General features: G+C 61.5%; 12 protein-coding genes and 1 pseudogene. 4 read left to right on the top strand and 9 right to left on the bottom strand.

The annotated features are described in order from the left end of the window. The 4 genes and pseudogenes from A2J01_RS01860 to A2J01_RS01845 form a co-directional block, all read left to right on the top strand. Positions 1 to 419: pseudogene (locus A2J01_RS01860) on the top strand (hypothetical protein); the annotation flags it as partial. Further along, complete coding sequence (locus tag A2J01_RS01855) at positions 416 to 952, top strand: DapH/DapD/GlmU-related protein (RefSeq protein ID WP_007728861.1); 537 nt, start codon at positions 416 to 418, stop codon at positions 950 to 952. The pseudogene A2J01_RS01860 and the gene A2J01_RS01855, both read left to right, overlap by 4 nt. Next, positions 949 to 2,070, top strand: coding sequence for a glycosyltransferase (locus tag A2J01_RS01850; protein ID WP_030536278.1), 1,122 nt, complete (start codon positions 949 to 951; stop codon positions 2,068 to 2,070). The genes A2J01_RS01855 and A2J01_RS01850 overlap by 4 nt, the downstream gene beginning before the upstream one ends. Before the next feature lie 33 nt (positions 2,071 to 2,103). After that, positions 2,104 to 2,658: a YdcF family protein gene (locus A2J01_RS01845; protein ID WP_007728868.1), complete on the top strand. Its 555-nt coding sequence runs from the start codon at positions 2,104 to 2,106 to the stop codon at positions 2,656 to 2,658. A gap of 14 nt (positions 2,659 to 2,672) precedes the next feature. Here A2J01_RS01845 and A2J01_RS01840 read toward each other — a convergent pair whose 3' ends face one another. From A2J01_RS01840 to A2J01_RS01800, 9 genes are all read right to left on the bottom strand, one after another. Continuing rightward, positions 2,673 to 4,154 carry a sugar transferase gene (locus A2J01_RS01840; protein ID WP_064111685.1) on the bottom strand — a complete coding sequence of 494 codons (1,482 nt, stop codon included), beginning with the start codon at positions 4,152 to 4,154 and terminating at the stop codon, positions 2,673 to 2,675. 319 nt (positions 4,155 to 4,473) lie between these two features. Then, positions 4,474 to 5,310 carry a MazG family protein gene (locus A2J01_RS01835; protein WP_007728872.1) on the bottom strand — a complete coding sequence of 279 codons (837 nt, stop codon included), beginning with the start codon at positions 5,308 to 5,310 and terminating at the stop codon, positions 4,474 to 4,476. A gap of 7 nt (positions 5,311 to 5,317) precedes the next feature. Next, positions 5,318 to 8,944, bottom strand: coding sequence for a transcription-repair coupling factor (gene mfd, locus A2J01_RS01830; protein WP_064111694.1), 3,627 nt, complete (start codon positions 8,942 to 8,944; stop codon positions 5,318 to 5,320). Positions 8,945 to 9,072: 128 nt separating this feature from the next. Then, a complete protein-coding gene (locus A2J01_RS01825) occupies positions 9,073 to 11,658 on the bottom strand; it encodes a glycosyl hydrolase 2 galactose-binding domain-containing protein (protein ID WP_064111680.1) in 2,586 nt (861 codons plus the stop codon). A gap of 2 nt (positions 11,659 to 11,660) precedes the next feature. Further along, positions 11,661 to 12,647: a DUF1839 family protein gene (locus tag A2J01_RS01820; RefSeq protein WP_003946304.1), complete on the bottom strand. Its 987-nt coding sequence runs from the start codon at positions 12,645 to 12,647 to the stop codon at positions 11,661 to 11,663. Further along, entirely contained in the window at positions 12,647 to 13,603 is a 957-nt protein-coding gene (locus A2J01_RS01815; RefSeq protein WP_064111678.1) for an amino acid--[acyl-carrier-protein] ligase, read from the bottom strand. The genes A2J01_RS01820 and A2J01_RS01815 overlap by 1 nt, the downstream gene beginning before the upstream one ends. Beyond that, positions 13,600 to 14,790, bottom strand: a complete 1,191-nt coding sequence (locus tag A2J01_RS01810; RefSeq protein ID WP_042448906.1) for an acyl-CoA dehydrogenase family protein — start codon at positions 14,788 to 14,790, stop codon at positions 13,600 to 13,602. The genes A2J01_RS01815 and A2J01_RS01810 overlap by 4 nt, the downstream gene beginning before the upstream one ends. Then, entirely contained in the window at positions 14,787 to 15,029 is a 243-nt protein-coding gene (locus tag A2J01_RS01805; RefSeq protein ID WP_003946296.1) for an acyl carrier protein, read from the bottom strand. Before A2J01_RS01805 ends, A2J01_RS01810 begins: the two co-directional genes overlap by 4 nt. Then, complete coding sequence (locus A2J01_RS01800; RefSeq protein WP_054188777.1) at positions 15,022 to 15,468, bottom strand: holo-ACP synthase; 447 nt, start codon at positions 15,466 to 15,468, stop codon at positions 15,022 to 15,024. Before A2J01_RS01800 ends, A2J01_RS01805 begins: the two co-directional genes overlap by 8 nt. Positions 15,469 to 15,544 lie beyond the last annotated feature (76 nt).

Here is a 15,544-nt window from a genome sequence, read left to right as displayed (position 1 = left end):
CGGAACTCTCGGGGATAGGGCTTCGGCATGGTGCACATCCTTCCAGCGGCACCTCTCGGCACCACAGATCAGATGTCACCTATCCGTGCAGCAGACCCTTCCTCCATGTGGACGACTTGGCCGATGCACTCCTTCACCTACTTGACACCTTCGACGAGTCCGGGCATGTCAACGTCGGTACCGGTCACGACGAAACCATTAAAGAGCTCGCAAATATTGTGGCCGAAGCAGTGGGATATGAAGGCCGAATGGACTGGGACACAAGCAAGCCCGATGGTGCACCGCGCAAACTACTCGACGTGTCCACATTGATGGCCACCGGTTGGAAACCACAGATCTCAACCCGCGAGGGCATCGAGTCGACCGTAGCCTGGTATCGCGAGCACGTACGGGATTCGTCTGCAGCGGTCCGACTGTGAGCACAAACCGCACTCTGTCCGGGTTCACCGGTGCAGGATACGACAAGGGACGCGGCCCGCTGGTCCAAATCTCCTGGCTCGCGATTTCCGGTGTGCTGCTTTCTCATTGGTGGTGCCCCAATGGAGTACGCGTTGCAGTTCTCCGGCGGTTCGGTGCCGACATCGCCGACGGGGTCCTGATTCGACACCGCGTCCGTATCCACTGGCCGTGGAAACTGACGGTCGGAGCAGACTCGTGGATCGGCGAGGGAACATGGATACTCAATCTCGAACCCGTCACGATAGGGGCGAATACGGCTATCTCGCAGGATGTCCTCCTGTGTACGGGCAGTCATGATCACCGAAGTCCCACATTCGAGTTCGACAATGCTCCCATCGTCATCGGTGACCAAGCATGGATCGCCGCCCGTGCGACGATACTCCGCGGTGTAACGATCGGGGACAACGCAATCGTCGGCGCGACGGCTTTGGTGACGTCCGATGTTCCCGCCGGAGCCACGATGTTGGCGCCACGGGCCGGCGCTGCACGATGAAGATACTGCAGATCGTCACTCTCTTCTCACCGGACGCCGCCTACGGAGGGCCTATCAGGGTCGCCCTAAATCAGTCGAAAGCATTGCAGGACAATGGGCATGACGTAACTATCGCCGCGGGTGAGCGTGGATACGCGGTGCCACCGACACGCGAGCAGGGTATCGCTCTGCAATTGTTTCCGGCGCGAACCGTGATCCCCAAAATCGGGTACGCGGGAATCGGCGCGCCGTCGATGCTTGTGTGGCTTCGCAAGCACGTCCGAGAATTCGACGTCGTGCACATTCATCTCGCGCGTGACCTGGTGACCCTTCCTGCCGCGAAATTGGCTCTTGCATACGGTATTCCAGTTTTCGCACAAACTCACGGGATGATCGACGAGACAGACAAATTGCTGGCAAGGCCGTTGGACGCTGCTTTCACGATCCCGGTCCTCAAACGAGCACGGACAGTGTTCTATCTGACCGAACGAGAGCACACAGACCTGCAGTCTGTTGTCGGAGACAGTCGCGTCAACTTGGTGGAACTCAACAACGGGATCCCCGAGGCCGAAGACCTCGAGTCACGGCCAGTCAACAGTTGCGACCCGCCCGAGGTCCTCTACCTAGCACGACTACAGGCAAGAAAGCGACCCCAGGTCTTCGTCGAAGCCGCAAAAGAGTTGTTGGACAGCGGACACACGGCGCGCTTTTCGATAGTCGGACCGGATGAGGGTGAAGCAGAAGCCGTCAACCGACTGATCGAACGCTCCGGACATAGCAATTGCATCCAGTACGAAGGCCCACTACCGTTCGACAAGTCTCCCGAACGATTTCGTCAAGCCGCTGTATATGTCTTGCCCTCCGTGAACGAACCGTTCCCGATGTCTGTACTCGAGGCGATGGCCGCTGGACTGCCCGTAGTCGTCACCGACACGTGCGGCCTCGCACCACTGATCCGGGATGGTCGGTGTGGCCTCGTGACCGATGACGCCACCGAATCAGTGACCGCGGCGATCTCGTCGCTCTTGAAGGATCCCGTCGCCGCTGCAGAGATGGGCGCCCGCGCGCGAAATGTTGCTCGCGAACGACTAGGAATGCCTGCCGTTCGTGCGGTGCTCGAAACCCAGTACGGGCTCTGAGCGGCTCCCACATCTGCACTACAGGAAGTAATTGTGAAATCCACTCGCCCCAAGGTCCGTCGACGCGTACTCGTTCTCAGCGGGATTGTCGGCGGACTTACTGCAATCACTGCCGCCGGCTGGCCGGTCTACGTCGATCCGGTGATCGACACACCCGAAATGGCCGACGCGATAGTTGTTCTCGGCGGTGATCACGACGGCAGAGAAGAATACGGACTGTCCTTGGCCGAGCAGGGCTACGCGCCCCAGATCATCTTTTCGAATCCGTATCGAAGCAATGATCCGAGGATCACCGCAATATGCGAGGGCACCTACGACTTCGAGGTCAGCTGTTTCAAGCCAGATCCGTCGACCACGCGTGGTGAAGGACAGGAGATTCGGCGTCGCGCCGAGGCACAGGGATGGAAGCGTGTCATCGTTGTGACCTTCGTTCCCCATGTCTCTCGCAGTCGCTACATCATCAACCGTTGCTGGGACGGTGACATCGACGTAGTCGCGGACCCCCGACCACTTCCGGTCTGGGTCTGGGCCGCGAACTATGTGTGGCAAACCGCCGGGTATGTTCGCGCCCAGTTCCAGGAATGCTGACTGCCTCTGTCCGGTCAGTACGCTCCGTCGCTCCTGAGCACTGCGGATACGGTCCTGGTGATGATCGAGATATTCTGCGCCGCAGACCAATTCTCCACGTAGGAAGAGTCGAGACGAACAGATTCTTCCCAGGAGAGATCACTGCGACCACTTACCTGCCAGAGACCGGTGATGCCAGGCTTGACCAGCAGGCGCCGGGCAACCTCGTCGTCGTACATCTCGACCTCGCGACGCAATGGCGGCCGCGGGCCGACAACGCTCATCTCTCCGCGAATGACGTTGAAGAACTGCGGTAGCTCGTCGATACTCAATCGACGAAGGATCTTGCCGACGGACGTGATTCGTGGATCCTCACGCATCTTGAACAACACACCTCCGGCGCCTTCGTTGTCCCCCATCAGATCGACAACCTGCTGATCGGCGCCTTCCACCATGGTACGAAACTTGAACATGGGGAACGGTTTCCCGTTGAGGCCGATGCGTTCCGCCTTGTAGAACACCGGGCCTTTGGACGTGAACTTGACTGCAGCGGCAGCGGCGAGCATGACCGGCGCCACGAGGAGGATCATCAGCATCGAGAACACCGCGTCGAAAACAGCGGGCTCAAGCCGGTTCGCGCCCTGGTAGCGCGGCCGCGCAACGTGAATCAACGGGAGTCCCGCCGCAGGGCGAAACATCAAGCGAGCCTTCGACACATCGGCCACGACCGGTGAAACCACCATGTCGACGCCCTCGGCTTCGAGGTCCCACATCAGTTTGCGAATGCCCACCTGTCCGAGGTCTTCGGTCCCGGTTACGATGACGGTGTCTGCGCCACTTGCGCGCATCGCCTCGACTACCTCGAACTCGTTGCCCATTACCGGGACTGCTGCTCCGTCGACAACGATGTGATCGTCCAACGCGGTCGCCCGACGCGGAATGCACGCTCCCACAACGTCGTAGCCTGCCGAGGATTCCCGCACGAAGGCACGCGTAGTAGCAACGACGGACGCATGTCCACCAACCAACAGCACCGAGTTACGGCAATCCCCGATCGCACGCTTCTTTCGAATGTCGCGTCGCCAGAGGTAGCGTCCGAGAAGCAGCGCAGCGAGTCCGACGGGCAGTGCGATCATGAGGTAGCTTCGCGCAATTCCCACGCCCAGAATGATCCCGGCCAATGCGCCTACTCCGAAGACCTGGCCGGTAGCGAGCAGTACCTTCTCGTACTCGTCACTGCCCTCGCCCAGCATCGCCTGATGACGGCTACGCCCCCGTGCGAGGACGATCATCCACAGTCCGCCCAACGCTGCAGACGCGATCACTTTAAGTGGTGTCAGCCACTCGATGGGATGCGGCCACATACTGCCGATCTGAGCGAGTGCGATCACGAACAGGACCGTGATCGAATCGCTCACTGCGATCCGCTTCCGGTATGCCCGGCGCCAGTCTGTTCCGACATGAGCGGAATCCTGCGATACCGCCGACCGGCTCTCCACCTCAGCATGAACGCTCATTTGCCATCAGTCTTTCTTGTCATACGAACGGCGTCAGCGGATCGAACGGCTTGGGGGATCGCTGATCGGTAGCCACCGCGAGCGTCCAGGTACGGCAACACCCCGCCGGTTGCCGTACCTCGCTGCTCGCAGTGCAGAAATGAACCGTCATCGGACCCCCCTACATAACCGCCGATCAAAGGCCAATTCATGCAAGAAAACGACCCAGTGTTGCTCATTTCGTACGTAAACATACCTTAAGTTTGTTTCAACTGCACTCACCAAGCCCAAGCTATTTTCCGATTGCCAGGTGATTACCGGGCAATTACGTCAAAGTGGGCTAATCCTCCACGTCTTCGAGACGTCTTCCCTCACGAATCCGAATGTCGGCGATCAGCATGTCCAGGGCGCCCAGGAGTGCAGTGTCGGCGCGTCGGCACTGCTCGATCAGAGCTTCCAGATCAGCTTCATCGGCGCTTTCGATCACACCAGCTTTGGCGGCCCTGCTCAGTACTTTTTCGGCGAGGAGCAACGGCGGCTGCGACCGAGCGATGCCGTCCATGGATGACGCGCGAGCCTTCTCGGCAGCCTTCAAAGCGTCCCACGCCCGCTCTTGCTCAGCGATGTCGACCGCCCCGGAACTGACCAGGTGCGGGCTGCGGTGCACGAGTTTCGCGATCAATGCACCGGCCACGTCGTCCAATTCGAAAACACCGTGTGCTTGAGCGATCCGCGAGTGGAACAACACCTGAAGCAACAGGTCTCCGAGTTCCTCCCGAAGATCGCTCTCGTCGTCGCTTCGAATCGCGTCGAGTACCTCGTAGGTCTCCTCGACGAGGTAAACGGAGAGGCTCTCGTGCGTCTGGGTCGACTCCCAACCGCCGCGATTCCACAACCGGTCCATGATCGACGCCGCTTCCACCAGTCGATCGCCGTGAATGGGTTTGGCGCGAATCATCTTTACCCCAGCGGCAGACAACGCCGCGATCTTCGGCTCGGCGGTGTCCATCATCACAGTCACCGCGGCGCCGGGTGTCGTGGCCGGCAGTGCGCCGCGTACCGAGTCGGGGACGTCCGGGTCGATATCGATCGCGCCGGACAGGAACGGGAGCGCCTCCAGCGGAAAGACATGCGGCCGCAAAGGATCGAGCAGTACGACGACGGGCGATTCGTTCACCGTGTGCTCACGCCTCGACCAGGACGGCACCGGCGGCGCGCCCGTCAATCGCCAGGATGAAGTCCGCGATGTACTGGAGCAATTCGACGTCCCGCAGGCGATCCGAGCCGACTCCGCCGGTGCGAGGCAGCGGGAGTTGCACGAGCCCGGTCGTTGCCCGGTACTGCGCGCTCGGATAGATCCTCTTGAGCCTGATCTGTTTGGAATCGGGCAGTGACATAGGCGAGATCTTGAGCTGAGTTCCGGTGACGGCGACTTCCTCCAGTTGATACTCGCGGCAGAGCAGTCGAAGCTTGGCCCCCGAGATCAGCCGTCGAACCTCTTCGGGCAGTGGGCCGTAGCGATCGACCAGTTCTTCGACTACGGCAGCGATGCCGTCGGAATCAGTTGCCGCAGCGAGCTTGCGGTACCCCTCCAACCTGAGCCTGTCACTGGTGACGTAGTCGGGCGGGATGTGCGCGTCCACCGGTAGGTCGATCCGGACTTCCTTCGTGCCCTCGTCCATTGTGATCGGTTTGCCGTCGGCTGCAGCCCGGAAGGCTTCGACCGCCTCACCGACCAGCCTGACGTACAGATCGAACCCGACCCCCGCGACGTGGCCGGACTGCTCTGCGCCCAGAACATTTCCGGCTCCACGGATTTCGAGGTCCTTCATCGCGACGGCCATACCCGCGCCGAGGTCCGAATTCTGCGAAATCGTTGCCAGTCGGTCGGATGCCGTTTCCGTCAAAGGCTTTTCGGCCGGGTACAGGAAATAGGCGTATCCACGTTCACGACTACGCCCGACGCGTCCGCGAAGCTGATGCAACTGCGAGAGGCCCAGCGAATCCGCACGTTCGACGATCAGTGTGTTCGCGTTCGAGATGTCCAGACCGGTTTCGATGATCGTGGTACAGACCAACACGTCGAAGTCGCGTTCCCAGAATCCTTGCACGGTCTTTTCGAGAGTGTCCTCGTTCATCTGACCGTGCGCGACGACGACGCGAGCCTCCGGGACGAGTTCACGGATCTTCTTGGCTGCCTTGTCGATCGAGCTGACACGGTTGTGTACGTAGAAGACCTGGCCGTCGCGCAGAAGTTCACGCCGGATGGCCGCGGCAACCTGCTTGTCCGCATACGCGCCGACGTACGTGAGGATCGGATGACGTTCTTCCGGCGGTGTGAGGATCGTGGACATCTCGCGGATCCCGGCCATGCTCATCTCGAGAGTACGAGGAATCGGGGTAGCCGACATCGTCAGGACGTCGACGTGGGTGCGTAACGCCTTGATGTGTTCCTTGTGCTCGACTCCGAATCGCTGTTCCTCGTCGACGATCACAAGCCCGAGGTCCTTCCAGCGAATACCGGTCTGCAGCAACCTGTGAGTACCGACGACGATGTCGATCTCACCTTCCGCCATGCCGGCGATGATTTCCTTCGAGTCCTTGGCGTCGGTGAACCGGGACAGCCCTCGCACCTTCACCGGGAACGACGCCATTCGTTCGGTGAAGGTCTGAAGATGTTGCTGTGCAAGCAGAGTCGTCGGCACCAGCACCGCCACTTGCTTGCCGTCCTGCACTGCCTTGAACGCGGCGCGGACGGCGATCTCCGTCTTGCCGTACCCGACGTCACCGATGACCACCCGGTCCATCGGAACCGGCTTCTCCATGTCGGCCTTGACCTCACTGATAACGGTCAACTGGTCGATCGTCTCGGTGAACGCGAATGCGTCTTCGAGTTCCTTCTGCCACGGTGTGTCCGGGCCGAACGCATGCCCGGGAGCAGCCTGACGCGCTGCGTAGAGCTGAACCAGCTCGCCCGCGATCTCACGAACTGCCTTGCGGGCCTTACGCTTGGTGTTTGCCCAGTCGGATCCACCGAGCTTGCTCAGCGCCGGCAACTCCCCACCGACGTATCGGGAGAGTTGATCGAGCGATTCCATCGGGACGAACAGACGATCGCCCGGGTGACCGCGCTTGCTCGGCGCGTATTCGATGACCAGGTATTCACGACGCGCCCCACCGATGGTGCGTTCGACCATTTCGACGAACCGGCCGATACCGTGCTGATCATGCACGACCATGTCCCCTGCCGACAGCGCGAGGGGATCAACCTGATTGCGGCGCTTGGCCGGCAAGCGCTTTCCGTCGCCGACCGCAGCAACGCGGTTGCCGGTCAGATCGGACTCGGTGACGATCACCATCCCAGGCGTCGAGTCGTCGCCGGCGAGTACCAGTCCGTCATGCAGTGATCCGCGGAGCACCGCGACCTGTCCACGGGCGGGGGTAGCGCCGGCATCGAGCATCTTGGCGGGCACTTCGGCTTCACCGAGTCGCTCCACGACGCGGCTTGCGGTTCCGGCACCTGCCACCACGATCGCCGCGCGACCGCCCGTGCTCACGTGCGCCCGAAGGCTGACGAACAGCTCGGCCAACAGGTCGTCGGAACCGCGCACCTGCGGTGCCGCATGCACCGGGAGTTCGAGTTCTTCACCGTTTCCCGACGCCAGCGGGCTGACTGTCCACCAGGGTCTGCCGGCAGCTTCGGCAGATTCGCGAACATGACGAAGCGACCGGTACGCGGAGGCCCCGAGATCGACTCCTCCGCCGTTGAGGATCGACGTGTCGAGCGGTGCAGCGCCGCCGATCGACGCCGCCGTCCACGATGCTTCCAAGAATTCCTGGCCGGTGCGCACCAGGTCGGTGGCGCGGGTGCGCACCTTTTCCGGATCACACAGAAGAATGTGCGCCCCTTCAGGAAGTACATCGGAAAGTAGCTGCAGTTCACCGGGTTTGAGAACCGGGAGCAGAGCTTCCATCCCCTCGACGGGGATACCTGCCGAGATCTTGTCCAGCATCTCGACCAACGACGCGTCAGCCTGGTTCTCAGCAGCGAGTGCGGCAGCTCGATCACGAACATCAGCTGTCAAAATCAGTTCACGACACGGCGGCGCGATCACGGAATCGACGTCGACGTCCGCTAGCGAACGCTGATCGGCAACTGAGAAGTAGCGAAGCTCCGATACCTCGTCACCCCAGAATTCGATACGGACCGGATGATCCGCCGTCGGCGAGAACAGGTCGAGAATGCCACCACGGACCGCGAACTCACCACGCTTTCCCACCATGTCGACGCGGCTGTACGCCATCTCCACGAGACGAACCAGAACGGAATCGAAATCGACCTCGGTGCCGACGCGCAACGTGATCGGTTCTATCTCGCCCAGGCCTGGTGCCATCGGCTGAACGAGAGAGCGCACCGTGGTGACGATCACCCGAAGTGGCGATCCGTACGAGGCGTCGTCTGGTCTGGCGAGTCTGCGCAGTACCTCCACCCGTCGCCCAACGGTATCCGCGCTCGGCGACAGTCGCTCGTGCGGCAATGTTTCCCACGACGGAAACTGCGCCACGCCTCCACCGAGCATCTCGGTGAGTTCCGAAGTCAGATCGTCGGCTTCACGACCGGTGGCCGTCACCAGCAGCACCGGCGTGCGAGCGGCGAGTGCAGCGGCGATGAACGGCCGAGCCGGCTTCGGAGCCACGATGTCCAAGGCGGCCGAGCCGATGGATTCGATCACCGGAGTGAACGCGGCATCTGCGAGGGCGACCTCGGCGAGTCCAGCGAGCGCAGTCTGGGCAGAGGACAAGGAAGTCAACGAACGCGCTCCTGAACAGTAATGACGGGTTGCGGACGCACAGCCCGAGCGCAATATCCCCACCGAGGCAGAGTTGTGCGCCGGTTCGATTCTATCGGTGTGCGATCTCGCAGCGCAGTCCGATCCGTTCAGTTTCCCGTAGCACTCGTCTTCTTCGACGTCCGCTTGGACGGCGAGGATTGTGTGACCGGAGTGATCGGCGGCGCCACGGCCACACTCACGTGCGAGTTGAGCGCCCGAACGCGACCGATCACTTTCGTCGCCTGACCGGTTCTCCGTAGGCGTACAGTCCTGCGACCGTTCGGCGCGAGGTGGAACCAGGAGTCTTCGGGCTCGAAGCCCTGCAGTTCGAGGGCAACGTATTGGGCTGAAGCATCCGTCGAGACGTCGACTACCCACTCCGAGTCACCGACGTTGCGCGCTGTGGCAACAAGTCCGACCGATCGCTCGCGAGGCCGCGCCGAGCCACCCAGGAGGTGGACCACTTCGTCCACCATCTCGCCGTCTTCGTCCTCGAGTGTGACGGTGACGGCGTCGTATGTCCGCGCCCCGAACCGAAAGACGTGAGTGAGGTCGGTGAAACGGCCGACAAGGCTGTCCACGGACCAGGTCAGACTTGAATGCGCTTCCACCTTGACCGGTAGCGCGACGTCGACCGGGACGACACCTGACCGACTGTGCGCTCGAAACCTGATCTCGCCGACGACAGGTTCGGCGGTCTCGTTGATCGCGTCGAGCCTCAATCCGTCCATACCGTCGTCCGTGACGAGGAGCGCAATCGGTTTGGCGCTCCTACGGAGCACGAACCACGGAGCTTTGGGGCTGCCGCTCCAATCGAGGACCCCCCATCCCGGTCCGGGCTCCAGGTCTCGCAGTGCGAGTGTCAAGGCGCCGTCGCACCGAGAGTCCGGGCGACGCCAGTATCCGAGCGTCGATGCGAACGCCTCACATACAGCTGCTCGCCCCAGGTCGAGATAGCGTTCCGGGTCGGACCACCGGACTTCACGAGCGTCTTCGCCGAAAAGCGCGTAGACGTAGTGGTCCCGAACATCCTCGAAATCCCACGACGATCCGTTGTCCCTAGGCACCGCGGCTTTCCATGCCGGGTGGTGCCCCGCGACGGCGAGTGAACCGAATTCGTTCTCGATCACGGCATTCGACGGTGGAATCGAAAATGCCAATGATTCGGTCGCAAAACGTACTCGCGCGCTGAGCACGTCGGCCAGTGGACGACGATAGGCACCCACCCCGAAGTAGTGAGCGACCCCGCTTCCGACATGCGTTGCCAATTGCTCGCCCCCGCGAGGCGCCGAGGGGGACGACGTCACGTACTCGAGTTCGGGTGCCACCGTCGAGATCAACTCCGGCAGTCTCGAATGAATGAGCGGGATGTGTTGATCGACCAAGCCCAGCATGGTCGGCTGCTGTTCGGTCTCGCTGCCGCCGCAGAAGACTGCCAAAGCGGGATTTCCGCGCACTCTGTGCAAGAACTCGGTGACCTCGGAGGCAACGAGTTCGAAGAATTCGTCGGTGTCGGGCGGATCGAGCGTCGCCAACATCATGTCCTGCCACACGAGAATGCCCAGTCGCGCGCATTCCTCCCAGAAGTGGTCGCTCTCGTAGACCATCGTCCCCGGGATTCGAATCATGTTCAGGCCGGCCTCTGCCAGGCGTTCCAAGACGCGAGTGGTGCCGGCGTCGCCTTGAAGCGAGATCGGGTCGGTCGGCACCCACACCGAACCACGGCAGTACACCCGGATGCCGTTGACATACAAACGGAATCCACCATCGGATCTGTCGACCTCCACCGTCCGGAAGCCAACTGAACCGAGATGCTCGGAGACTCCGACCGCTTCCATCGTCACCGGATAAGTGCGCGGGGTGCCATGAGTGTGCGGCCACCACAACTTCGCTTCCGGCACTTCGACGACGCCGGACACCTCGAGAAATCCATCCGGTCCGGCGGATACAGCCAATTGCCGCGAGTGTTCGCCGACACGCACGGTCACGTACTCCAGCGAGGCCGGCAATCCGGTGAGCCGAGCACTGACGGCAACGCGACCGGTTGTGCCGTCAACACTCGCATGCTTGACAGCAGAGACTACGGCGGCAATCCCCTTGTCCAACAAGCGGATACCCCGCCACGGACCCACCGGTACCGGTACACCACTGAACACGGGAGCCATACCGAGCATCGTGGTTCGGATCCACCGAAGGCCCTGTTCACGGACCATCGACGAGCGCCAACGTCCTCGAGGACGCCTCGATCTCAAAATCGCGGAGAGAGAATGAAAATGAACAGCCACCTGGACACGTTTACCAGCGCCGACTCCGGCCGGAATGCTCACTTCCCCAGGTGCGAACATGGATTCAGTGGACGCGACACGGACACCGCCGATCCAGACATCCGCAAACGCCGTCATACCGTCGAACTGGAGCAGCCACGACCCCTCACCGGTCGTGGCCACGGTAGTCACGAACCACCAGTCCGATGATGAAACAGACGATTCTGAAACAGACGACGACGAAACGGACTTCGTGCGTCCGGCGTCCGTCTGCTCCGCACGTAACGCACCGACGACTGTTCCAGGCACGGACGCTGCGACCCACTCGGTCACGGCTTCGAGGGCATCCGGGTCGGATATGGATCCGGGTTCGGTTGCAGCGCATCGCCATATCGCGCCGGCCAGCAGGTCTGCTGACGAACGAGGCACTGTTAGACCAACCTCAAGTGTCGATGCGAGTCGACGCCGACTGTGTCGGCAACGATTTCCATCGCCCTCTTCCACGACACGGCCATCTCGTCGAGTTGCTCACGCGGGTCCACCGCGCGGCCCCTGGAGGCACGCGCCATCTGAAACTGCACGCTCTTGGCACCGGATGCCACTTTGCGGAAATCTGGCGCAGCTTCGCCTGTCCCGGAGAAACCTGCAGTGTCCAAGAACTCGCTGGCGTCGGCAGCCAGCTCCGCGCTGGCCCCGCACTGACGAAGTAGCCCGAAGGACCAGAGGTGAAACGCATCCATACCCGCCCCCTGCACCCATTCGAGGTCGTCGATCACCTTGCGTCCCAGCTCTCGCACCGGATTACCCACCGCTCGAACCGCTACATTCCGCCGAGCCACTTCGGCGATGTTTCCGGCGTTGGTCGCGTGAACCGGATTCAACCTGATCTGTTCGACGTAGGGCACGAACGAAGGAAGTGAGGAACGATCGAGATCGAAGACGCCGGAGAAATCGTCGCCTCGCAGCAAGTAGTACCCGCTGTTGTGAAAGTACTCGAGCTCGCCGGCAACGCGATCGATCCGATTGGGCACGATCGTGGTCTTGGTGTGCCCCTCGTGATAGCTCGTTCCAAGAGTATCGGGAAGCCAGTATCCGTCCACTTCAACCGTCGACAGCATCCCAACCGCGAGGTTGTCCTCGACATGGATCAGCGGTGCCCGCCAGACGTTCATCTCGGCGACTTCGATTCCGTACAGCGCGTAGATGTCCTCGGCCTTGAGCTTGAGGAACGTCCACTGAGTCCCGTCGAACCGCGATGAGAAGGCACATGCCAATGCCGGGACGGGGTCCAATCCCAGCGAATGCAACACTTCGATCCACAGATCCGTGTAGCAGTTGGTCTGCGCCCACACGCGGTCGTCCTGATGCAACGAATGGGGCCTGTAGCGATCAGGTGAAATGTCGATGAGCCGTGACATCAGATGCCCATTCGTTCACGAACGGAGGTTGGCCATGCAGCCACGTCAAGACCATGAGTCCGCAACAAGGACAACGCGATTCGCTCCATCCCGAAGCCGACGCACGAGCTGTGTGCCACCTCCCCCTGCGCCGTTCGGATGTCGAAGTTGACACCGAAATGGTCGAGATGGTTGTTCGAGGACACGATCGCCGTGCCCTCGTCGAGATCTCCGTAGAGCCGAACCGTCAGTTCCGTCTTGAGATTCTCTTCACGCTGGTTGGCTGCAAGCATCTTTCCGGCGCGCCCGAAGAAAGGATCATTGGCGATCACCGGGGTAGCGTCGAGTTCGAGCCGGCCGAGCACCTCGAGCCCCCGCTCGATCCAGTGCTCGCGATGCGCTCGCGCTGCCGCGGCGTCACCGATCGTCACGAACTCGTGCATCCGAAACGCCTGCATGCGAGCCGGATCGATCGCCGGTTCGTGCCGGAAGCAAAAACCGTAGATGTCCAGCAGCACTCCGCCTTCGGGGAGAACTCCGGTATACCGCGCATAGGCAGGATGGCACGCTGCGGACACGAGCATGGTCTCGGTCGGCTCGAGGTGGCGGTCCCACGATTGTCCCTCGGCGCGATCGGCCAGCAGTCGCGCGTGATCGCGATTGGAACCAGCGAAGGTGTTGATGGCGCCGGTGAGGTTGGGAAACGAAGCGATGTAGTCGGTGCGCTCGAAACTGCTCCGCGGGAACACCGGCGGGAACCGCAGCCGAGACGCGGCGTCGCCTGGCCCCGCTGCAATCACCACTCGGTCGATACCGTCGACGATGTCCTCGAACACTCCGGAACGCCCGTAGAGTCCCGGCACCTCCGTCTCGACGAGAAGTCCTTCGACGAGCAGTTCACGTTGAAATGCAGCCCGGGCCCGATCCAGATCGGTCTCGCCTGTCACAGTCTCGGTCGTCACAGTCTCGTTCGTCATAGCGTTCCCCGGTATCCGATAGCCATGTGCGCTGAACCTGCCATGATTCGATCGTTGTTCACCATCACCGCTGCGCCGTGCGCGTCACGAAGGTGCCGACCGAGCGAGAATTCGGTGTCCTCGCGATATCCCGAGATTCCACAGATCAACATTGTCTGCCCCACGATTTCCACCACCGCTGTCGACGCTGTGACTTTCAGGTTGTTCATTGCGAGCGAAAATCCCACCGCTCCCGTCGCCTCGAAATCGGCAACGCCTTCCTCCGCGTGGACTGCGCGGTCGTACCTGCGTGCAGAGGCGCCGACGAGATCGGCGAATTGTTGTGCCGAAGCGGCAACTTCGGCGAGCCGCAGCGCTCCGGGGGAAGTGACCCCGGGCTGCTTGCGGGCGGCGGCACGCACGTACTTGCGCGCCTTCTCGACTGCAGCGTCGGCAATTCCCAACCACACCGAACTCCAGACGACGTGCGAGACCGGAAGCATCGTGTGGGTGGAGATATCGGAATACGGTACGTCGGCGACCATCTCCGGCGTCGAGGTGGCCCGAAGGATGTAACCGAGACTGCAAGTTCCCCTCAGCCCCAGTGTGTTCCACTCGGTGGTGCGTTCGAGCGTCAGGTCTGGGGTACGACACACCACGAGAACCTGATCGTTCGGCTGACTCTCCGGTGTTCGCCGAGCCGTCACGACTATCGCGTCGGAGTGTTCACCGTACGAAATGACAGGCGCGTTCTTGATCAACAGCAGGTGACCGCCCAAGTCTTCCACCGCGCAGTAACTCCGGCTGACGTCACCACCGATTCCCAGCTCAGTGGTTGCCGATGCCAACAGCAATTGCTTGTCGACCGTTTCTTCGACAAACTCGCGTAGTGCTTCGGTGTTGCCGTGCTTGACCAACGAGTATATCTGCGTCTGATGCATCGCGAAAATCATTCCGCTTGCTGCACAGCGTGTTCCGATCACACGGGCGATCTGCGACACTTCCTGCAGCGAGAGCCCTTCGCCGCCTAGTTCCCTCGGCACAGCTACGGACAGCAGCCGTTCGCTTCGCATGGCGTCGACAGCTTCACGCGGAAACCTTGCTTCTGCATCGACTTCGTCGGCCCACACCGCTGCAACTTCGTCGGCCAACCGTGCGGCCCGCTCGAGGGCCGTTCCGGTGGAGCACTGCGATTGCGGAGCGTTCATGCAGCACCCAACTCCGTCAACGCACCCTCGATCGCCTTGACGCTTGCGAAAGTACTCTTCCGCAACAACTCGTCAGGGAACTCGATGTCGAACGAATCCTCCAGCGCCAACATGACATTCACGCTCGCGTGCGACGTCAAACCCAACTCGTAAAGATCGGCCTCTCCGTCGATCGTGCTCACGTCGACTGCCAGCCGACCGTGCTCGACGAGCACTTTCCGAATTGCCTGATCAATCATCAGCGATGTCGTCCTTCTTTTCGATGCGAGCGCCCGAGCGTGTTGCGATCACCATTGCGATGGCCACGTCCGCTTCGTGCGAGATAGATACTTGAAAATCGTGCAGATCCTGGGCCCGCGCGAGTTCCGCGGCATTACCGGACAGTGTCACCCCACAGCCACCCCACTCGGCCCGAGTGATTTCGATGGAACTCCACGGAACGGGAACGTCACCAGGCCGCAGTACCTTCACCACAGCCTCTTTGGCGGCGAAACGTGCAGCCAATCGTTGATCCCGCGCCGGCCCGGTGCAGGTCTGCAATTCGTGCGGGGTGAAGGTCCGATCGAGATACCTCCGCCCGAAGAGTTCGATACTTCGAGTGACATCCACGACGTTCACTACGTCACAGCCGATCCGCGGGCCGATGTCGAGCATCGGCGTCGGCGCAGTGTCACCCATCTGTTGACTCCCCATCTGGGGTCGTACACGCCGGGCAGCCCCCTATGCTGCCCGGTGCGCCGACGCCGTCACCCTG

It is taken from the genome of Rhodococcus sp. EPR-134 (genome assembly GCF_001647205.1).
GTDB classification, from domain to species: domain Bacteria; phylum Actinomycetota; class Actinomycetes; order Mycobacteriales; family Mycobacteriaceae; genus Rhodococcus_F; species Rhodococcus_F qingshengii.
This window is presented reverse-complemented; position numbering and strand designations above follow the sequence as displayed.